16 protein-coding genes, 1 tRNA gene and 1 pseudogene are annotated in these 20,866 nt (G+C 43.3%); 16 read left to right on the top strand and 2 right to left on the bottom strand.

Annotated elements, in window-relative coordinates; genetic code table 11:
- The first annotated feature begins 101 nt into the window (after positions 1 to 101).
- The 10 genes from ACFO3D_RS05925 (at position 102) to panD (ending at position 10,888) form a co-directional block, all read left to right on the top strand.
- Entirely contained in the window at positions 102 to 1,310 is a 1,209-nt protein-coding gene (locus tag ACFO3D_RS05925; RefSeq protein ID WP_390293765.1) for a M20 metallopeptidase family protein, read from the top strand.
- Positions 1,300 to 2,598: an amidohydrolase gene (locus ACFO3D_RS05920; protein WP_390293763.1), complete on the top strand. Its 1,299-nt coding sequence runs from the start codon at positions 1,300 to 1,302 to the stop codon at positions 2,596 to 2,598. The genes ACFO3D_RS05925 and ACFO3D_RS05920 overlap by 11 nt, the downstream gene beginning before the upstream one ends.
- Positions 2,591 to 3,838, top strand: coding sequence for a M20 family metallo-hydrolase (locus ACFO3D_RS05915; RefSeq protein ID WP_390293761.1), 1,248 nt, complete (start codon positions 2,591 to 2,593; stop codon positions 3,836 to 3,838). Before ACFO3D_RS05920 ends, ACFO3D_RS05915 begins: the two co-directional genes overlap by 8 nt.
- 109 nt (positions 3,839 to 3,947) lie before the next feature.
- The gene (locus tag ACFO3D_RS05910; protein ID WP_390293759.1) at positions 3,948 to 5,378 is read left to right on the top strand and encodes a M20 family metallopeptidase; all 1,431 of its coding nucleotides are present in this window, start codon (positions 3,948 to 3,950) and stop codon (positions 5,376 to 5,378) included.
- A gap of 39 nt (positions 5,379 to 5,417) precedes the next feature.
- On the top strand, positions 5,418 to 6,938 hold the full coding sequence (locus ACFO3D_RS05905) for an AbgT family transporter (protein WP_390293757.1): 1,521 nt from the start codon (positions 5,418 to 5,420) through the stop codon (positions 6,936 to 6,938).
- A gap of 128 nt (positions 6,939 to 7,066) precedes the next feature.
- Positions 7,067 to 7,342, top strand: a complete 276-nt coding sequence (locus tag ACFO3D_RS05900) for a hypothetical protein (protein WP_390293755.1) — start codon at positions 7,067 to 7,069, stop codon at positions 7,340 to 7,342.
- 642 nt (positions 7,343 to 7,984) lie between these two features.
- Positions 7,985 to 8,437: a CoxG family protein gene (locus tag ACFO3D_RS05895; RefSeq protein ID WP_390293753.1), complete on the top strand. Its 453-nt coding sequence runs from the start codon at positions 7,985 to 7,987 to the stop codon at positions 8,435 to 8,437.
- 144 nt (positions 8,438 to 8,581) lie between these two features.
- The gene (locus tag ACFO3D_RS05890; protein ID WP_390293751.1) at positions 8,582 to 9,241 is read left to right on the top strand and encodes a uracil-DNA glycosylase; all 660 of its coding nucleotides are present in this window, start codon (positions 8,582 to 8,584) and stop codon (positions 9,239 to 9,241) included.
- Between the two features lie 18 nt (positions 9,242 to 9,259).
- Complete coding sequence (iadA, locus tag ACFO3D_RS05885; protein WP_390293749.1) at positions 9,260 to 10,408, top strand: beta-aspartyl-peptidase; 1,149 nt, start codon at positions 9,260 to 9,262, stop codon at positions 10,406 to 10,408.
- An 87-nt stretch (positions 10,409 to 10,495) separates the two neighbouring features.
- Positions 10,496 to 10,888: an aspartate 1-decarboxylase gene (panD, locus tag ACFO3D_RS05880; RefSeq protein ID WP_390293747.1), complete on the top strand. Its 393-nt coding sequence runs from the start codon at positions 10,496 to 10,498 to the stop codon at positions 10,886 to 10,888.
- A 221-nt stretch (positions 10,889 to 11,109) separates the two neighbouring features.
- Here the strand turns inward: panD and ACFO3D_RS05875 are convergent, their stop codons facing one another.
- Entirely contained in the window at positions 11,110 to 12,234 is a 1,125-nt protein-coding gene (locus tag ACFO3D_RS05875) for a M20 family metallopeptidase (protein ID WP_390293745.1), read from the bottom strand.
- 255 nt (positions 12,235 to 12,489) lie between these two features.
- Here ACFO3D_RS05875 and ACFO3D_RS05870 point away from each other — a divergent pair.
- Positions 12,490 to 13,133 (top strand): annotated as a pseudogene (locus tag ACFO3D_RS05870) (transcriptional regulator).
- Positions 13,134 to 13,468: 335 nt separating this feature from the next.
- Here ACFO3D_RS05870 and ACFO3D_RS05865 read toward each other — a convergent pair.
- Positions 13,469 to 13,541, bottom strand: a tRNA-Ala gene (locus ACFO3D_RS05865).
- Between the two features lie 151 nt (positions 13,542 to 13,692).
- Between ACFO3D_RS05865 and pruA the strand changes: the two genes are divergently transcribed.
- The 5 genes from pruA (at position 13,693) to fdhD (ending at position 20,803) form a co-directional block, all read left to right on the top strand.
- Complete coding sequence (gene pruA, locus ACFO3D_RS05860; protein ID WP_390293743.1) at positions 13,693 to 15,240, top strand: L-glutamate gamma-semialdehyde dehydrogenase; 1,548 nt, start codon at positions 13,693 to 13,695, stop codon at positions 15,238 to 15,240.
- Positions 15,241 to 15,673: 433 nt separating this feature from the next.
- Entirely contained in the window at positions 15,674 to 16,954 is a 1,281-nt protein-coding gene (locus ACFO3D_RS05855) for an L-lactate MFS transporter (protein ID WP_390293741.1), read from the top strand.
- Between the two features lie 148 nt (positions 16,955 to 17,102).
- Positions 17,103 to 17,471 (top strand): Na-translocating system protein MpsC family protein, encoded by a 369-nt coding sequence (locus ACFO3D_RS05850; RefSeq protein ID WP_390295466.1) that lies wholly within the window; start codon positions 17,103 to 17,105, stop codon positions 17,469 to 17,471.
- A gap of 129 nt (positions 17,472 to 17,600) precedes the next feature.
- Entirely contained in the window at positions 17,601 to 19,949 is a 2,349-nt protein-coding gene (locus tag ACFO3D_RS05845) for an FdhF/YdeP family oxidoreductase (protein ID WP_390293739.1), read from the top strand.
- A gap of 47 nt (positions 19,950 to 19,996) precedes the next feature.
- The gene (gene fdhD, locus ACFO3D_RS05840; protein WP_390293736.1) at positions 19,997 to 20,803 is read left to right on the top strand and encodes a formate dehydrogenase accessory sulfurtransferase FdhD; all 807 of its coding nucleotides are present in this window, start codon (positions 19,997 to 19,999) and stop codon (positions 20,801 to 20,803) included.
- Positions 20,804 to 20,866: the final 63 nt, after the last annotated feature.

The following is a 20,866-nucleotide window of genomic DNA, read 5'->3' as shown; positions in this document are numbered from 1 at the left end:
CCGAAATAAATTGATTTATAAATATGCATGTTATATAATATTTATCAATTCTTTTTTTCGACAATAAAATCTATTTTAAATTTATATAGAGGGGGAGTAGAATGCAGGAAGTAATTCAAACCTATATGAATGAGATAAAAGACGATCTTATTAAAATGCGGCGACATCTTCATCAGAACCCGGAATTAAGTACCCAGGAATGGGAGACGTCAAAATTCGTTCAGTCGAAGTTAGAGGAATTTGGCATCCCATTTGAAAACGGATTCGCTAAGACTGGGGCCCTTGGAATTATAAAAGGTGGACATCAGGGTAAGACGGTTGCGCTCCGTGCCGACATGGATGCATTGCCGATTCAGGAGCTTAACAGCCATGATTTTGTTTCAAAAAATGAAAACGTAATGCATGCGTGTGGACATGATGCCCATACATCAATGCTTCTTTCAACAGGATATATCTTGAACAAAATGCGCGAACACATCCACGGGACAGTTTTGCTGGTGTTTCAGCCGGCAGAGGAGAACTCCCCGGTTGGCGGCTCTCAGCGGATGCTGGATGATGGAGTCTTTGATACCTATCCGCCGGATGTAATATATGGACAGCATGTGTGGCCAAATTTGCCTGCTGGCCAAATGGGCATACGAGATAAAGAAATGATGGGTGCGAGCGACCGATTCAAGATTATCGTAAAAGGTAAAGGCGGCCATGCAAGCATGCCCCATCTAACAAATGATGCAGTCGTAATGACTGGCCATCTGATTACCAGTTTGCAGTCAATAGTCAGCCGAAACCTTGATCCGCTTGAAGCGTCCGTGGTAACGATTGGTAAAATAAACGGAGGATATGGGCATAACGTAATTGCGGATAAGGTGGAGCTTGAAGGAACAATCCGCACCTATAATCCTGAGATCAGGGAGCGGTTGAAAGAACGGTTCCATACCATTACAAATCAGGTTGTTCAAGCGTTTGATGGAGAAGTCGAAATTGAATATCTGGAAGGTTATCCAGCAACCATTAACACACCTGAATGGGCGGAAGTAGCCCGTGAATCGGCAACGAAAATGCTTGGTGATGATGCCGTGCCACAAGTCAATCCATCACTTGCCGGGGAGGATTTCAGCAGATTCCTGCATAAATATCCCGGAGCGTTTATCTGGCTCGGTACACAGATTGAGGATAAAGAGAACCAGGCTCCTCTCCATGACCCGAATTTCAAACTGAATGAAAAAGCCTTGCCACATGGAAGCGCCTTTCTTGCCCAGGTGGCAATCGATACACTGAACAAATTAAGGAGCGATTATGATGAGCAGTAATTTTGTAAAAGAATTAGCACCACAGCTCGTCGAATGGCGGCGTACGCTTCACAAACTACCAGAGCTTGGTTTTCTGGAATATATAACTACGTATCGATTGGGAAAAGAACTCATATCGATGGGCTTTACCCTTCATGTTGGTAAGGATGCCCTGGATTCGGATGCACGTATGGGGCTGCCTGCCACCGAAGACATTAATGCTCATGAAGAGAAGGCAGCCAAGTGGGGAGTTGATGCTGAGTGGCTTGAAAAAATGCGCGGCGGGAATACTGGGCTTGTTGCTATATGGGATACCGGGAAGCAGGGCGACCATGTAGGTTTTCGTTTTGATATTGATGCGTTACCGATTAATGAATCAACGGATGAGTCACACCTTCCAACTAAAAATAACTTCATTTCCGATGAAAAGAACGTTATGCATGCGTGCGGCCATGATGGCCATGCAACAATCGGGCTTGGCGTGGCAAAGTTCATTTCGGAAAATACCGATAGCCTTAAAGGTCGTTTCACACTACTTTTTCAGCCGGCTGAAGAAGGTGGGCGTGGAGCCAGGGCAATGACTGCCAAGGGTTGGCTTGACGATGCTCACCGTTTTTACAGCGGACATATTGGCGTGAAATCCATGCCGGTAGGAACAATTGCAGCAACAACAAAAGGGTTCCTTGCTTCCACCAAGTTTAATATATCCTTTAAAGGAGTTTCCTCACATGCAGGCATGCATCCTGAACTTGGAAAGAATGCATTGCTTGCAGCAACAACCGCGGCTAACAATCTGTACGGTATCCCGCGCCATAATGACGGGGTGACCCGAGTGAATGTCGGAAAACTTACTGCTGGAAGTGGACGCAACATTATTCCCGAAGACAGTTATATGGAAATCGAGGTTCGTGGGGAAACACAGGAAGTGGCGGACTATATGGCCGAAAAAGCTACCCGCATTATTCGGGCTGCGGCTGATATGCATGATGTGGAATGTATCATTGATCCGGTGGGTATTACGGAGGTCGTTGTTTGTGACGAAACGCTGATTCCACAGATTCAGGAGTGGTGCAAAAACAGTGAACTTATTACAGAAGTACTGCCTGAAATCCAGGTTTCCGGTTCAGAGGATGCCAGCTTCATGATTAATAAGGTGCAGGAACATGGTGGAAAGGCAACGTATATGCTGTTTGGTACTAAACTTGATTATCCGCACCATCATCCGCAGTTTGACTACGAGGAGGATGTGCTGGGAGTCGCCGTTGATACCTTCGTCAGTATTTTAAGAGGCGGATCATCAGATGTCTGAGATGTTTGACTGGCTTGAAGAGAAACTTAAGGCCCTTAATCTGACCGACACAATGGATAGACCAGAGGGTTTTACTCGCCTTAGTTTCTCCCCGGAAGAGAAAGCTTCCCATGCGCAATTCCGTAAAATAGCCGAGGAGTTGGGCCTTGCCGTTTCCGAGGATGAGGCAGGAAACCAATGGGCAGTTTGGGAAGTTGATAAGGAAGCCCCAACTATAGCTCTCGGTTCACATGTTGATACCGTTGTGAACGGTGGAGGTTATGATGGAGTGGCCGGAGTTCTGAGCGCTCTGGCTGCGGTCAAAGCGTTGAAAGATAAGGGTTATCAGCCTGCAAAAAATATCGCCATTATTTGTTTTATCTCTGAAGAGTCAGCCAGGTTCGGAGTTTCCACGATTGGTAGTAAAGCACTTACCGGGCAGCTTGAAAAGGATGAAATTGGTGAAGTTACCGATAGTGATGGAATAACTGTCAGAGAGGCAGTAAGCGAATATGGTCTTAACTGGAGTAAAATTGAAGAAGCAGAGCTTTCGGCCGAAAAGCTGGAAAGTTTCATGGAACTTCATATTGAACAGGGAACACAGATAGTGGAAAATCGTGCGGAAATAGGTATTGTAAATGGTGTCGCCTGTCCCGTTCGCCTTAAAGTAAGGGCTAAGGGAATGGCAAATCACACAGGATCTACGCCAATGCATAACCGAAAAGATGCATTCGTTGCGATAGCCCCATTAGTGAACTTTGTGAGTGATGAAGCAGCTCGTTTGAACAGGATACACAAGAGTCCTCTAGTAGCCACAGTCAGCACGATTGAGCTTAAGCCGAATGTGATGAATGTTATTCCCGGTGAAATTGAATTGGGAATAGATATCCGTAGTGTTGATGATCAGCTTAAACGAGATTTCGCCTCCAAAATAAAGGTTTACTGTGATCGCATTGAACAGGAAATCCAGGTAATGATTGATATTACGACGCTGGTCGATAACGATTCGGTACTGCTTGACTCCGTAATACAACAAAAACTTTCCTCAGTCTGTGATGAGCTTGGTTATGATACGTTTCATATGGATAGTGGAGCGGGGCATGATGTAATGAATATGGCAGCAAGGTGGCCATCAGGATTACTATTTATCCCTTGCAAAGAAGGCATAAGCCACCATCCTAAGGAATTTGCCTCCATGCGTGACATTTCCAAAGGTATCCAGGTTATCCAAAGATTTTTTGAAATAGAAACGGAACTGTAATTGACTTTAACGCATTAACTGGGTAAAATAAGCGTTATAATTTGTCGAATAGTCTGTAACTTGATTTGCATTCTTTTTTTCGGCAAAAATATTCAAAAGGAGGGATTCCATGACAACTAACTTTGCAAAAGAGTATCTAGCAGCAAACAAAGAACAATTTGAGCGTGTTAGCGAATATATCTATAATCATCCAGAAACCAGATTTGAAGAATATTCCTCCGCTGAATTTCTCGCTTTAGAATGTGAGAAAGCAGGATTTAAGGTTGAACGGAATGTCGGTGACATCGAGACAGCATTTGTAGCCACATATGGCAGCGGGTCTCCGGTAATCGGATTCCTTGGAGAATTTGACGCCCTGTCCGGTCTGGGACAGAAGCCTAACATGACATCTTATGAGCCTACTGAAAATAATGTTGGGCATGGTTGCGGGCATAACTTATTGGGAACCGGCGCATTTGCAGCTGCATGTGCTGCTAAAAAGCATCTGGAAGAGAACAATCTTCCAGGAACAGTGAAGTTTTTCGGATGCCCAGGGGAAGAAGGCGGATCTGGTAAAACTTTTATGGTGCGAGAAGGCGTTTTCGAAGGAGTAGATGCAGCACTAACCTGGCATCCATCACCAGCAAACAGCATTATTAGTCTATCATCTCTAGCAAATTACCAGGTCTATTTCCGTTTTAAAGGAGTATCATCGCATGCCGCAAATTCCCCGCACCTTGGCCGAAGTGCTTTGGACGCGGTTGAGCTGATGAACGTTGGGGTTAATTATCTTCGGGAACACGTCCCGTCAGATGCAAGGATGCATTATGCTGTGACAAATACTGGGGGCATATCACCAAATGTTGTCCAGGCAGATGCAGAAGTTCTTTATCTGATTCGTTCGCCAAAAGTTAAACAGGTAGATGATATTTATAAGCGTGTCTGTAAGATTGCTGAAGGAGCTGCTCTTATGACGGAGACAGAGCTGACAATCGAATTTGATAAGGCATGCTCCAATTATATTCCTAACCGCACCTTAGAGAACATTCTTCATGAGAACCTTCAAAAAGCTGGCATTGATAAACCTGTTGATGAAGAGGTTACCTTTGCAAAACAATTATGGTCGACTCTTTCAGAAGGAGAAAAAGAAGGCTATCTAGACATTCTTAAAGGGTTTGGCTACAGAGGGGACGGCAGTGAATTTGAAGGAAAATATCTTGCCGAAACCATCTCACCATATGAACCAACAAATGATATTCTTCCAGGATCAACAGATGTTGCCGATGTAAGTTGGGTTGTTCCGACTGCGCAAGTGACAACATCCACCTCAGCGCTGGGTACACCACTCCATACTTGGCAAATGACTACACAAGGCATCAGCAGCTATGCGCACAAAGGGATGCTGCGTGCCGCAGAAGCTATGGCGCTTACCGGGATCACACTACTGACAAATAAAGAAGATTTGGAGTTGGTCCAAGAGGAATTTAATGAGTTCAGGAGTAAAAATCCATACAAATGTCCGATTCCTGACAATGTTAAGCCTTCCAAGTTAGATAAGTAAATATAAAAAAATAAAAAGTTTAAAAAGTGAGGGGAAACTATGGAAAATACGGGAAAGAAAAAAAGTATTGCACAGCGATTTCTAAACGGGATTGAAGTATTCGGAAATAAACTGCCGGATCCGTTTATCCTGTTTGCCATATTGGCTGTTCTAGTTATTATATTATCGGCTATTTTCAATATGGCGGGTGCAACGGTTATACACCCGGGTACCGGGGAAGAATTGGCGGTTAAGAGTCTCGCGTCCGGCGAAGGTCTACAATATATCTTAACATCCATGCTTGATAACTTTACCGGATTTGCACCACTCGGTCTTGTACTGGCAATGATGCTTGGTATTGGACTTGCCGAAAAGGTAGGTATGCTGGATTACGCAATTAAGAAAACAATTCTTAAATCACCACCAGCGTTAATAACGTATACTGTTATTTTTGTTGGTATCATGGGTAATATTGCATCCGATGCGGCAATGGTACTTGTTCCACCGTTAGCTGCGATGGTATTCTACAAAGTTGGCCGTAACCCGATTGTTGGTATAGCCGCCGGTTATGCAGCAGCAGGTGCCGGTTTTACAGCCAACCTTCTAATCGCTGGAACGGATGCACTCCTTGCAGGTATCACAACGGAAGCAGCACAGATTATAAACGAAAATATTGTTGTAACACCGGTTGATAACTGGTATTTCAACATTGCGTCCGTATTTGTTCTGACTTTGGTCGGCGGTCTTGTCACTAATAAATTTGTCGAACCCCGGCTTGGTAAATATAAAGGTGAGGAAGTGGAAGAGGCAGTTGCTGAAGACCCACCAAAAGCAGGCAAGGCACTACGCAACGCTGTGATTGCCGGTGCGTTATACTGGGGAGTCATTCTGCTTATTATTTTCTGGCCGGACAGTCCTTTACGGAATGAAGAGGGTGGTATTGTTCCGTCACCATTCCTTGATGGTATTGTTCCAATTATTCTTTTCTTCTTTATCACTATCGGTACTACTTATGGTATTACTGTTGGAAACATCAAAAACAGTCGGGACATCGGTAAATATATGGGAGAATCCATGAAAGATATGTCCAGCTATATCGTACTTATTTTTGCGATTGCCCAATTTATTGCATACTTTAGCTGGTCCAACATCGCAACATGGATCGCTGTTAATGGCGCCGAATTCCTGAAAGACATCGAATTTACTGGTATCGGATTGATTATTGGATATATTATATTTACAGCCTTAATGAACTTCCTGATTACTTCAGGATCCGCTAAATGGGCACTTGAAGCACCTGTCTTCGTTCCTATGTTCATGCAGCTTGGTTACCATCCGGCATTCACACAGGTGGCATACCGGGTTGCCGATTCATCAACAAATATCGTGACACCGCTCATGCCATATATGGTTATTGCGCTGTCGTTTATGCAGAAGTATGATAAGAAAGCGGGTATTGGAACATTCATATCACTTATGCTTCCTTATTCGGTTTGTTTCTTACTGACATGGATTGTTTTGATATTGATCTTCTTCTTCCTGGGAATTCCTTTTGGACCAGGAATCGATCCATATCTTTAAGATAAACTTAATATCCATTAAGGGGATCTCTATCACAGGGGTCCTCTTTTTTTAATGGATACGGTTTTTAAATGGTTGCTTTAGGTAATAGTAAAAACAAACCCTTATAAGAGAGGATGACCGTAACCATGCCAATAATTGATGCGTATTTCCGCACCGAGAATGATGCTGAGAGTGCGAAGGCGAGCTTGGAGACGCTAAAGGTTGAGAATTCATCGGTGGAACCTGTTACTGAGGAACTTCGTAATAAATTGATTGAGATTCTAAGGGATATGTTTACAACGCCTGATGAAGACCCGCATCATCCATATTTGCTGCATGCGGAAGTGAAACAGGAGGATTTTCAGGAAGCAGTTGATGTAGTGAAAAAAGGCAAAGGTTTTATAACTATAGATACAGAGTAATATGGCTTCCCTCTGGGATGGTGATTCTAGCTCATAACAAGGGTCGACAAGGGGTATTCTACTTAGAGAGTCAATAAAGGTAGTATGCCGACATATTTCCCGGGAAATATGACAGTATATCCATGTTTTTGAAAATACGATTATGTTTCAAATTCTGGAAGGAAAATATTCTTTCCACTGTAACTTACAACAGACAAAGTTGTATAAGTAAAGTTTAGTAAATTATTCTTGTGGCATACAGACAAATTGCATGATATACTAATAGGGCGATGAGCTGATTCGTGTAAGTCGCAAAACAAGGCAGTACATGTGAATGTGAACACATGGTTTTGCGCCACGAATAACGAGAGAAACGTCTGCATAATGCAGGCGTTTTTTTATTAGGGAAATTAAAGAAGGATTATTTGTTATTTGCTCTCATGTTCGATTGATCGAAGTGATAAAATCTCTAGAATACGCTCTTGACGCTTTCTGCTTTCAGAGAGTTCAGTCGTATAATTTTTATTTTCCATGATTAAACTGCTATTCATAAGCTTTCCTCTAAAGCAACTGTTTGAAATTTTTTTATCATAGTTGAAGGGAATTCCGCATATAGTGATAAACGTTTAAAGGATTCGCTGGAAATTTAAAGGGGGTTGTCAATTGCCATCCGGGAAGCATCAGCTGGACATTGATATTCCGATTGAACGAATGTGGGACTTTGTCAGTGATATGGATAATTGGGCACCATTAGTTCCGGGTTATATTGACCATGAGAAAATGAATGGCCGCCAATCGAAATGGAAGTTTAAGGGTGATACGGGTATTATCCGGAAAACGGTAAGTCTGCGAATCGACATAACAGAGTGGAAGGAACCCACGACTGTCGCATTTAATCTGACTGGCCTAACCGAAAATTTTGTGGGGAGCGGTTATTTTCAGGCGGAGAAAAAGAAACACAGCACCAGCATGACAGGTTGCCTGCAGATAACCGCAAAAGGGCTGGCTGGACCAATGGTGAATTCGGTATTAAAGTCGTATGTTCCCAAAACAACAAAGGAATTTACGAAAGCAGTTGCTGAAAAAATGACAGAAGGCCGGCGGGTCACTAATTAAATAGGCATGATTACAACACACGTTTAGTGTGTTTTTTTATGGTGCAAATGTTAAATACATGGATTTATATATTTTCTTTCATGCGGCTTTTTTGCTTAAATTAATATCAAAGAGATGTGTGGGATTATATTGAGGAGGATTAAGATGGATCGTACAACTGATTGGAATGACATACTTACAGATGAGTTTGATAGACCCTATTTTCAGAAGCTGCAGTCCTTCCTGGATGATGCTTATAAAAACAAGAATGTATACCCAGAGAGGAAGAACCTTTTCCGGGCATTGGAACTGACACCATTTTATCGGACAAAGGTTGTTATTCTCGGTCAGGATCCATATCATGGGGAAGACCAGGCGCATGGATTAAGCTTCTCAGTTAAAAAAGGAATGAAAAAGCCGCCTTCCCTGAAAAATATATTCAAAGAGCTGGAAAGCGACCTTGGTATAGAAGAGCCTGAACATGGGTGTCTGGAAGGCTGGGCTGAACAAGGGGTGCTTCTCCTTAATACAGTCTTAACGGTGGAAGAAGGAAGAGCGGGAAGCCATCAAAACATAGGATGGGAGGAGTTTACCAATACAGTTATTCGAACGCTGAATGAGAAACGGGATCCAGTCGTGTTTATTTTGTGGGGTAAAAAGGCTCAGGCTAAGAAGGATTTAATTGAGGAGAAACATTATATTATCAAATCACCGCATCCAAGTCCTTTTTCCGCCAGGCGTGGCTTCTTTGGGAGCTTACCTTTTTCAAAAGTTAACACGATTCTTGAAAAACATAATCTATCTCCAATAGATTGGCGCCTATAAAAAAGGGAGGTAATTCTTATGATCACTCTATTAAAAAACGGCGAAGTATACAGTCCGGAGTACGAAGGAAAGAAGGATATCTTGCTGATTAATCAGGAAATCATGAAGATTGGTGAGGTGGACGAGTCCAGTCTGCTAGGGCTTGGCCTTGAAGTGAATGTTGTGAATGCGGAAGGGAAGGTAGTTACCCCTGGGTTTATTGACCCGCATGTACATCTGACTGGTGGGGGAGGGGAAGGCGGATTTGCCACTAGAACGCCGGAACTTCACCTCAGCGATATAATTAAAGCAGGTATTACCACGGTTGTCGGTTGCCTGGGAACCGATGGGACAACCCGGCATATGACGTCATTGCTCGCAAAAGCTAGGGGGCTTGAGGAAGAAGGAGTTACAACTTTTATTTATACAGGAAACTATCAGGTACCTACTCCGACAATTACTGGGAATGTAAAAGATGATGTAATTTTAATAGATAAGGTGATTGGTGCGGGGGAGATTGCTATTTCCGATTCGAGATCAGCGCAGCCGTCAGTTCACGAGATTGCGAAGCTGGTTGCAGAGGCTAGGGTTGGTGGACTTCTTAGCAACAAAGCAGGAGTTACCCATTTCCATGTTGGCCCCGGAAAAGAAAGGCTGGCAATTCTGCATCAGATTCTCGAAGATTACGAGATTCCCCCGTCCAAGATTTACGCTACTCATATTAATAGAAGTAAAGATTTGATAGATGACGCAATTACGCTTGCCGAAAAAGGTGCGTATGTTGATCTGACTGCAGGGGACGATACTTGTGAAATGATCAAATACTTCAAGGAGAATGGTGGGGACATGGTACGTCTGACCGTTTCGTCGGATGGAAATGGAAGCCTGCCGAAGTTTGATGAGCACGGGAAATTCATCGGAATGGGAGTAGCCAGCCAGCAGACGTTGTTCGACCAGATTACAACGGCGGTAAAAGAATATAAACTGCCACTTAGCGACGTGCTTTCGCTGGTGACCCGGAACACGGCTGATGCGCTACACTTTGATTCCAAAGGCAAAATCATAGAAGGCATGGATGCTGATGTCCTTATCCTGGATAAAGAGACGCTTGCACTTGAACATGTATTTGCCAAAGGCCAGCATATGGTAAAAGATAAAGAAATAATAGTAAAGGGGACTTTCGAATAGGATTAACTGTGAAGTCTACTTTATTGAATATTTTGCTGATTTCTATCATACTGTATGTAGATTAAAATTTTGGGGAGGCATTTATACATGCAGCGCATGATGTGCAAGGGGAAGATACACCGGGCAAAAGTGACGGAAGCAGAACTGGATTATGTAGGCAGTATTACTATTGACTATAAATTAATGAAAGAAGCGAACATCAAGCCGTATGAAATGGTACAGATTGCTAACCTGCGGAATGCAGCACGGTGGAAAACATATGCTATTCCGGCACCGGAAGGATCGAAGCGGATTTGTTTGAATGGACCGCCTGCTAATATTTTTTCACCTGGTGACCTGGTGATTATTTTAAGTCAAGGGCTAATGACCGATGAGGAAATTGAAGACCTGAAGCCAAGAGTTGTATTCGTTGATGAAAATAACGAGATAACCAGTGTGGAAGAACACGACCTGCATTGGCCTGAGGGAGTAGAAATATAAGTGAAACGAAAAATCCAACTGATGTGAGGTCAGTTGGATTTTTTCAAGAGATAAGAATGTATAAAATTTAGGCTCTAAGAAATTTACTGTCAGCAGAAGTCATGTCCAGCTCCAGCGCCTACCCCCTCGAGGTCTTAAGCCAAAGGCTCTATGTGGCAAAAACCACCACATTGAGCCTTTGCTTAAGCTAGTCGGGGGTGAACAAGGCGCTTGCGCTTTTCTCATAGCGATTGAATTAACTTGGAAAGCAGTGCTGCCCGGTATGGAATTCGATCTTTTAAAATATGTTCGTTTCGGGCGTGAATACCAAATCCTTCTGCACCCAGGCCGTCGAGTGTGGGAATTCCCATGCTGGCAGTGAAGTTTCCGTCGCTGCCACCCCCAGCTGAAGCTTCCTTTAGTTCAAGCCCCAGTTCAGCTGCAGCCCGCTTTGCTTGTTTGAACAATGCTTCTGTATCTTCATTTTTATGCATAGGAGGACGGGAGATTCCGCCATGGACCTCAAGTTCGGCTCCTTCTGTGTACGGTTGAAGCTCTTCGATTATATGATCGATCCGTTCCTGTTCTTCCTCGGATTCTGTTCGGACATCCACTCCAATGGTGGCATGATCGGATACCACGTTAACTGGCCCACCGCCTTCAATCGCGCCGACATTTATCGTGGTCCCTTTCTCGTAGTCTGTGAGAGATTCGAGGTAAATAATCTGTTCAGCCGCTTCTTTGATGGCGCTTATACCATCCTTATGATGATTGCCTGAGTGGGCAGCCTTTCCTTTTATATCAATATAGTAGCGCGATGAGCCCTTTCGCTCGGTTTTTAAAGCACCGGTCTTTGCAACGGGAGGTTCGGTAACGAAGACATACGAACTGTTGGCTGCTTCTTTTTCAATAAGTTTCCGACCCGTAGGACTGCCTATCTCTTCGTCACTGGTAAACAAGAAAACTATTTTTTTGCTGAATGACGAATCAAGCTCCAAACAGGCTTTAACCGCCCAAATCGCCTGGACAAGACCACCTTTCATATCGAGAATCCCCGGACCGTAAAGCTTATTGCCGTCCTCTTTATATGGCAGTTCACCTTCGTCCCAAACCGTATCGAAATGGGACAGGATAAGAATTTGTTTTTCTCCTTCACCAACTTGGAATCTTAAATGATTGCCGTATTCTTTCTCCTTGAATTCTTCAGCAAAGCGACCAAAATATAGCTTGAGCAGTTTCTGAATTCTTTTCCCACACAGATCGGTAAGATTCTTATCGTTTGTTGGGGAGTCCTGTTTAACGAGGAATTTTATATCACTGACAATCTCGTTAAGATTTCTTTCCATATATAGTTTTGTCCGGTCCATGAGTTTTGTTTTCACCTTTCAATTCAGTTTACTTTATTTATCTGTCTTAAGTACTTTCCTGCAATTATAAAAGTTTTCTATACCATTATAATAGAGTATACTTAAAAAGACCTCATGAAAGTACTCATATCCCTATCCTTCTAGTCTGCGAATCTCTTGTCCGCTGGAAAAATTTCACCTCTACTCTTTAGTAAATTCACAGTCTTTAAATGGTGTTAAACTAATTACCCAAAAAACATGAAAGGAAAGTGAGTAATGTTAAGATTTGATCAAAAGTATGAAGAATGGATTCATGAACAAATCAGCAAAGAGAAGAATCATAGAAGGCGTGAGCTTCTGGAAAAAGGTCTAGGTCATGGTACGGTTCAATTTCTTCGTTCAATTTGGTTCCCTACTGTAGGAAACTTTGAACACTTATATCCTGAATGGGAGGTTCGGGATTTTAACAATGGTTACCGTTATCTTGATTTAGCTTACAGACCTGGACATGGTGCAAAAGGCTGCATTGAAATTCAAGGATATGGCGCACATGCGAGAGACCTTGATTTTAGGCGTTTTAAGGATTTATGTTGGCGGCATTCATTATTAGCCCTCGACGGATGGAAATTACCAATTGCATATCTATCTATAAAAGATGAACCAAAACTTTGTCAGCAACTTATTCTTGCTTTTATCGGCAAGTTCACCTCAACAGAAGTATCCTCTGAATTATCTTGGCTCGAAGCAGAAGTTATTCGTTATTCTCGTCGGATGTTAGGCCGATTACCCCAATTGAACTTGCTCACCATCTTCACATCAGCGATCGCTATGCACGTGAAATCTTACACAGACTAGTAGAAAAGCAAATGCTGGTTGTCGCTAGTGGCAAAGAGCGTGCGCGAACCTATAGAATTAGATGATTATCTAGGTAGAAGAGGTCTCAGTGGCTTGGTGCTGCTTTGGTGATGTTGTGGAGGAACCTCATTCCGCTATTCGCCTCAAATCACGGTTTTAAGCTCCATTTCGGATTCTGGTTCCGTTATTCGCCCTTTTTACTATCTTTTTACCCTAATTATGGGCAATTAACGGAACCAGGTTCCACATACTTTCCTTTTAGACCGCATTTCTTCCGTTTAGTGGAATGAGGATCCGATTAGAACACTACAACGGTCTTTGGGGATCCTCATTTCGCTAATTGCGTATTAAAAAAGCAATCCATTTCTGATCTCGCCAGAAATGGATTGCCTTTTAAATATGGAGCATAGCGGGCTCGAACCGCTGACCTCTTCGCTGCCAGCGAAGCGCTCTCCCAGCTGAGCTAATGCCCCCTAAGTAAGTCCGATATTTATTATATGATTTCTTTACTATTTTTTCAACCCTTTTTTTATCTATTAAAATTTTATGTTTACCGTTGTTTAATATGTGGAATGTGATTTAGAGGGAATTTTTTAAAGTAATAGATATGAGGAGGTTTTTGCATTGGTAGTACCTTATAAACATGAACCATTTACAGACTTTACCAAGGAAGAGAACCGTAAGGCGTATAAAGATGCGCTGAAAAAAGTTGGCAATGAACTTGGTAAAGAATATCCACTGGTAATTGGCGGGGAGCGTGTCTATACAGATGAAAAACTGACATCGGTGAACCCGTCCAAGCATGAGCAGGTTATTGGGCATGTCTCCAGTGCGACAAAGGAACATGTAGACAAAGCGATGGATGCAGCCCTGAAGGCTTACAAGGAATGGAGAAAATTCACCGCTGAAGAGCGTGCAGAAGTAATGTTCAAGGCAGCGGCTATAACGCGCCGCAGAAAGCATGAACTTTCAGCGCTGATGTCCTATGAGGCCGGCAAGCCATGGGGACAGTCTGATGCTGATACAGCTGAAGGAATCGACTTTATGGAATATTATGGACGTCAGATGATTGAGCTCGGAAAGGGTAAAAAAATTGAGGAGCGTCCATTTGAGAAAAATATATATTTCTATCAGCCAATGGGACCTGGCGTAACTATTCCACCTTGGAACTTTGCGTTTGCAATTGTTGCTGGTACAACAGTGGCACCACTTGTCGCAGGGAACCCAGTGCTGTTAAAACCATCGGAAAATACACCGGTTATTGCATATAAACTGGTAGAGATTTTAGAAGAGGCAGGGTTGCCTAAAGGTGTTCTCAATTTTATTCCTGGAGATCCTGCTGAAATTGGGGATTATCTGGTAGATCATCCGCAGACACACTTTGTTAACTTCACAGGTTCCGTGAATACAGGTACACGGATTAATAAACGTGCAGCTGAGGTTCATGAAGGCCAGAAGCACATCAAACGTGTAGTAGCTGAAATGGGCGGAAAAGATACCGTAGTAGTAGATGATGATGCGGATACTGATATGGCTGCAGCCGCAATCGTGAAGTCAGCGTTCGGTTTCCAGGGACAGAAATGTTCTGCGGGATCCAGAGCAGTAATCCATGAAGATATGTATGATGAAGTCCTTGAAAAAGCGATTAAGCTTACAAAGGAAATTAACGTTGGCAACCCTGCAGAAGAAGATGTCTACATGGGTGCGGTGATAAACCAGAAACAATTTAATCGGATTAAAGGTTATATTGAAACTGGAAAAAATGAAGGTAAGCTGGTACAAGGCGGCGAGACGGATGATTCCAAAGGTTATTTCATCCATCCAACAATCTTTTCTGAAGTAGATCCTGAGGCTACCATCATGCAGGAAGAGATTTTTGGCCCAGTTGTAGGATTTGCCAAGGCAAAAGACTTTGACGAGATGCTGGACATCGCCAATAATACGGATTACGGCTTGACCGGAGCGGTGATCACCAACAAACGCGAGCACTTAAACCGTGCAAAATATGAGTTCCATGTCGGAAATCTGTATTTCAACCGTGACTGTACAGGTGCTATTGTCGGATACCATCCGTTCGGTGGATTCAAAATGTCCGGTACTGACGCTAAAGCAGGTGGGCCGGATTATTTGCTAAACTTCCTTGAACCTAAAATGGTTTCTGAAACGTTATAAAAATAGATTGATATAGAGAAGTCTGGAGAAAAAATATCCAGGCTTCTTTTTCTTTATTACATAGTAGTTTAGAACAGTGCATTTTTATTGTACTAAAGAATGTTACATGCTAGTATATTCTCTAACATACAAATTCCAACAAAATTCCAACAATTTGAATAAAACCTAGATATTTGGCATGGGGTAATATTGATTGCCACCAAGCACATGCAGTTTTCTCCTTTGTGTAATAAGAAAGCATATACAGCTTAAGCCATTGATGATGAGCCTCGTACTCCAAAGCATATGGCAATCCCTAAAAGTAGGGCAAGTTTCCTATTAAGCGTGCAGTTGTTCCTGTCGGAGACTAACCGCCGAGTCCTTATTGTGTGTCCATTAATACATAAAGGCAGTGGTGGTTATCTATAAAAATTAGCTTTAGAGGAGGAATAAGATGGAAAAAGTAAAGAACCGCTGGCTGATAGCCGCATCTGCAGTTGGGGTCCACATTTCCATAGGTTCTGCCTATGCGTGGAGTGTTTTCACCAAGCCGATGAATCAGACGTACGGCTGGGAGACGACAGAGATCTCAATGGCTTTCAGTATTGCGATTTTCATGCTTGGAATGGCCGCTGCCTTCATGGGTAGGTTTGTGGAGAAACAGGGTCCGAGGAAATCAGCAATGCTGGCAGCAACCTTTTTTGGGGTAGGGGTAGCAGGTTCTGGGCTTGCGACTGCGCTCGAATCGCTGACATTGTTATATCTGTTTTATGGTATTATTGGAGGTATAGGACTGGGAATAGGATATATTGCGCCTGTATCTACGCTTGTTAAGTGGTTCCCGGACCGCCGCGGGCTGGCAACAGGTTTGGCAATTATGGGGTTTGGTTTTGCTGCATTAATCAGCGGACCTGCAGCGGCCGCATTGATTGATTCTGTGGGTATTTCAACGACGTTTTATATACTTGGAGCTGCTTACTTCATTGTAATGACCCTTGCAGCGCAGTATCTGTCACCACCTCCCGAGGGATGGGCGCCAAAGGGATTCGAACCTGACGCAGAAAAAAGTAAAGGCAAAATTAAAATCAGACCGGATCTTTCGCAGCTTACAGCAAATGAGGCAGTAAAAACACGTCGCTTCTGGATGCTGTGGACGATGCTCTTTTTGAATGTTACTTGCGGAATTGCAGTTATTTCAGTGGCATCCCCTATGGCGCAGGAGATTGCTGGTATGACACCTATCGCAGCTGCAACCATGGTAGGTCTGATGGGACTGTTCAATGGTTGCGGAAGAATTGGATGGGCAACACTGTCTGACTATATTGGAAGGCCGAATGTTTATACGACTTTCTTTGTGATTCAGATTGTGGCATTCTTTACCTTACCTATTGCCGTAAGCGCTTTCTTATTCCAAATTCTCGTGTTTGCAATTCTGACCTGCTATGGTGGAGGGTTCGCGACTGTGCCGGCCTACATTGGAGATCTGTTTGGTACAAAGCAGCTTGGAGCGATTCACGGGTATATTCTCACCGCTTGGGCAGTAGCTGGAGTTGTTGGACCACTATTGCTATCACTTATTTATGATACAACGCAAAACTACAATTTGACGATGATTATTTTCGGTGTCCTGTTTATCATCGCATTTGGTCTGTCTCTCTGGATTAGAGCAGATATTAAGCGTATACGAAACGAACAGGCAGCACCAAATTCTAAGTTTGCTGGAGTAACAAATTAAGAGTTTTTTCTTAGTCCGGAGTTAATATACGCTTTGTCTACTCCAGGTGCAGGGTCTTACATGTAAAAAATACTGCAGTCGGGGGCTCTGTGTCTCCCGGTTGCTGGTTTTTTAATCCTGCCAATAAAAAAAGAGGACTGACTTGCGGATGGGAAAATATGAAGCAGAATTTAGTAATTTGGTAAGAGCATACCGGAAAAAACATATGGGGAAAGGTCCCGCCATGGTAGAAATCACTTTTTGCAAGAACTGGGCGATTTGCGAAATGGAGGGAAACCTCTCGCCCGTCGAAAAGTTCATCGTCACGGATTATGACGGAAAAGAAATGATCCGCTCGGCGAGAACAAAAATGTTCAAAAAAACCTATCAGGAATATCCACCACTTGAGATGGAAGAATTGCTCGATGCCAGATATTTAAATTTGTTCGTCGACATTGACATTGAACAAGACTTAGGAATGTCAGTATACGTATTTGATGAAGATATAGAGGAAAAGTTCTGCAGTAAGAAGTGTTAGTCCGGCTAATGTTTTAAAAAAAACAACTGCATTATCTGCTGGAGATTAACTGCCATATCGGCATCTTGGTTTGTTGTCGTTTTTATCTGTAGTTAACAACACGTGAATAATGAAACTGGAGGGGTTAAATTGGGGAATACGAAGCATACTGGTCCGGTTAAATTGTCTAAAAAACCGGATCCGCAGCACTGGGTTAGTAAAGTGCCATTCGGGTTAGGGAAAATTAAACCACACCATATCCGGGACACGATGAAAGTGGTCTGGGAAAATAAAGATAACTTGCCATATGCGACACGGATTCTGACGAAGGGGGTCTGTGACGGTTGCGCCCTTGGTGTTAAAGGGCTGCAGGATCAGACACTAACCGGACCGCATGTTTGTACAACCAGGCTGAATGTATTACGGCTTAATACCATGTCTGCTATTGATGAGGATATTCTCCATGCAGACATCGACGAACTGCGGAAAATGAGCAGTACCGAACTAAGAAAACTCGGCAGAATACCATATCCGTTAATTCGGAGACCAGGTGAAAGGAAATTCAGCAGGGTATCATGGGATGAGGCGCTTGATACAATTGCTGAAAAAATGAAAGCGCTTGACCCTAAACAGTATGCATTTTATCTGACTTCACGCGGAATTACGAATGAGGCGTATTATACTGCAGGGAAAACTGCAAGGTTTCTTGGGACAAATAACGTGGATAACGCCTCACGGATTTGTCATTCTCCGTCTAAAACAGCGATGACACGGTCGCTTGGAATTGGTGCATCCAGCTGTAATTATAAAGATTGGATCGGTACCGATGTACTGGTATTCTGGGGTTCAGTTGCCGCTAACAACCAGCCAGTCTCTACGAAGTACATGTATGCGGCCAAACGCAAAGGCACGAAAATAATAATCATTAACCCGTACTATGAACCATCAATGGATGAATATTGGATTCCGTCAATCCCTGACTCAGCGTTATTCGGTACTAAAATAGCTGATGATGTCTATCAGGTAAATATTGGCGGGGACATCGCATTCATGCATGGTATTATGAAGCACTGGTTTGATATGGAAGAAAGGCAGCCAGGATCCGCTATCAATCATGAATTTGTTCAGGAGCATGCGAATGGAATTGAGGAACTGAAAGAAAAAGTGACTTCCTATGAGTGGGAGCAGCTTGAACAGTCATCGGGCATTACAAAAGAACGTATGATTGAACTTGCGGAACTGCTTGCGAATTCAGACTCTGCCGTATTTGTCTGGTCCATGGGTCTCACCCAGCACCGCTTTGGCACAGATAATGTGTCACAGGTTGCCAACCTTGCCTTATTAAGAGGATTTATCGGCAGGGAAAACTGCGGAGTAATGCCGATTCGAGGTCATTCTGGGGTGCAGGGCTCAGGCGAAATGGGAGCTGATCCGTTTGTATTGCCTGGTGGTGGTATGACTGAAGAAAATATACGTCGTGTTGAGGAGCAATGGGGTTTTGACATTCCACGCTGGCAGGGTGACATTGTTGGCGTTTCCCTTGAAAATGCCCTTCTTCCGGAAGACCATGAACGAAAACTTAAACTCTATTACATGTCAGGCGGTAATTTCCTTGAAACGATGCCGAACCCTGATTATGTGAAGGATTGTTTGGAGAACGTGGATATCCGGGTTCACCAGGACATTATCTTTAACACTTCTACTTTGGTGGATGCAAAAGAAGCTGTGATTGTGCTCCCAGCAATGACGAGATACGAGCAGCCTGGCGGTGGGACTTCCACATCAACTGAGCGGATGGTTTATTTTTCACCGGAAATTAAAGGACCTAGAATAGAAGAGGCTCGTTCTGAGTGGGAAATCTATGTTGATCTCGCCAAGCGGGTTAAGCCAGATCAGAAATATTTGATAGACTTTAAGAATGCCCAAGAAATACGTGACGAAATTTCCGTTACGGCGCCGAACTATGATGGGATTCAGCATCTAAATGAAGAGAATTCCGTCTTCCAGTGGGGTGGTGCCTGGTTATGTGAAGATGGAGTATGTCCGACACCTGACGGGAAAGGTAACCTGATCAGTGTCGAACTGCCTGAGCTGCGCAAGCCTGAGGGTCATTTTTATGTAACCACCCGGCGCGGTAAACAGTTTAATTCGATGGTGTACAGCGAATCGGACCCATTTAATGATGCGGACCGTTTTGATGTGCTGATGAATGAAGAGGACGGCAAAAAGCATGATATTTCTGAAGGTGACTCGATTGTTGTCTATAATCAGCACGGTGTTTTTAATGGACGCGCCAAGTTTGTATCGTTAAAATCAGGAAATATAGAGGTTCACTGGCCGGAGGGCAATGCTCTGATTCCAAAGGGGGTCTATGAACAATATGCCGGGATACCGGAATATAATACAGCAGTAATTGTTGAAAAAGCGGAAACGTACTATGCGCATAAAGACACTAAATATGTTGAGAAGCGTATCGTTGAGTTGGAAGTCGATGCTTAGCAGGAAAACGTGTAGTTAAAGGGAATATGAGATAAGGGTGAGCTATTATGTCCCAGACACCAACAAATAAGTGGAAGGTCATCAAGTTTGATGAGGATTCCTTAAACGAAATAGAGGAGGAAGTGGCTGCTGAATTCCCGCTCACTGTAATGGTGAACGGGGAGGAGTTTGCCACGATGGTCTGTACCCCGGAAAATCTGCATGAATTGGTGGTAGGCTTTCTCGCGTCTGAAGGGTTGATTCGCAGTTACAGTGAAATCAAATCGGTTCATATAGACGACAGTCTTGGATTTGCCCATGTCATGCTATATAGGGAACTGGATGAGGATCGATACGATCATTCCAAGCGATTCATTGGTTCCTGTTGCGGGAAAAGCCGGCAGTTTTATTTTAAAAGCGATGTGCAGACCGCGAAAACGGTGATGAGTAAAATGAGCCTTTCGATTGAACAAGGGATCTCTCTGATGAAATTGCTTGAAGAGCAGTCAAATCACTTCCAGCGGACCGGTGGTGTTCATAACGCTGCTTTATGTACTTCGGACGGAATCGAGGCAATCAGAACGGATATCGGCAGGCATAATGCGCTTGATAAAATTTATGGGTATGCTTTGCAGAATAGAGTGCGGCTTGCCGATAAGCTAATTGTGTTTAGTGGTCGGATTTCTTCGGAGGTTCTTTTGAAAATATCAAAGATTGGTGTTGGCATTCTGCTGTCAAAATCAGCACCGACAGATCTTGCACTAAAGCTTGCTGACGACCTTGGTATAACAGCGATTGGCTTTGCGAGGAAAAGGAAAATGAATGTCTACACCCATCCTGAACGGATAGCTGAGGCAAAAAAATACCTGACATAATTCGGGGTTTTTTGTCTCTTTTTGCAGGAATTTTCTTTCGTTTATCGAAACTTAATAAGGATA

Source organism: Virgibacillus kekensis (assembly GCF_042654125.1).
GTDB classification, from domain to species: Bacteria; Bacillota; Bacilli; order Bacillales; family Amphibacillaceae; genus Lentibacillus; species Lentibacillus kekensis.
The sequence above is the reverse complement of the archived record's forward strand: the minus strand, read 5'-3'. Positions and strand labels throughout refer to the sequence as shown.

Bases quoted from the DNA above. Each gene is read 5' to 3' on its own strand.
- ACFO3D_RS05925 (WP_390293765.1), top strand. From the start codon at position 102: ATGCAGGAAGTAATTCAAACCTATATGAATGAGATAAAAGACGATCTT.
- ACFO3D_RS05920 (WP_390293763.1), top strand. From the start codon at position 1,300: ATGAGCAGTAATTTTGTAAAAGAATTAGCACCACAGCTCGTCGAATGG.
- ACFO3D_RS05915 (WP_390293761.1), top strand. From the start codon at position 2,591: ATGTCTGAGATGTTTGACTGGCTTGAAGAGAAACTTAAGGCCCTTAAT.
- ACFO3D_RS05910 (WP_390293759.1), top strand. From the start codon at position 3,948: ATGACAACTAACTTTGCAAAAGAGTATCTAGCAGCAAACAAAGAACAA.
- ACFO3D_RS05905 (WP_390293757.1), top strand. From the start codon at position 5,418: ATGGAAAATACGGGAAAGAAAAAAAGTATTGCACAGCGATTTCTAAAC.
- ACFO3D_RS05900 (WP_390293755.1), top strand. From the start codon at position 7,067: ATGCCAATAATTGATGCGTATTTCCGCACCGAGAATGATGCTGAGAGT.
- ACFO3D_RS05890 (WP_390293751.1), top strand. From the start codon at position 8,582: ATGGATCGTACAACTGATTGGAATGACATACTTACAGATGAGTTTGAT.
- iadA (WP_390293749.1), top strand. From the start codon at position 9,260: ATGATCACTCTATTAAAAAACGGCGAAGTATACAGTCCGGAGTACGAA.
- panD (WP_390293747.1), top strand. From the start codon at position 10,496: ATGCAGCGCATGATGTGCAAGGGGAAGATACACCGGGCAAAAGTGACG.
- ACFO3D_RS05875 (WP_390293745.1), bottom strand. From the start codon at position 12,234: ATGGACCGGACAAAACTATATATGGAAAGAAATCTTAACGAGATTGTC.
- ACFO3D_RS05855 (WP_390293741.1), top strand. From the start codon at position 15,674: ATGGAAAAAGTAAAGAACCGCTGGCTGATAGCCGCATCTGCAGTTGGG.
- ACFO3D_RS05850 (WP_390295466.1), top strand. From the start codon at position 17,103: ATGGGAAAATATGAAGCAGAATTTAGTAATTTGGTAAGAGCATACCGG.
- fdhD (WP_390293736.1), top strand. From the start codon at position 19,997: ATGTCCCAGACACCAACAAATAAGTGGAAGGTCATCAAGTTTGATGAG.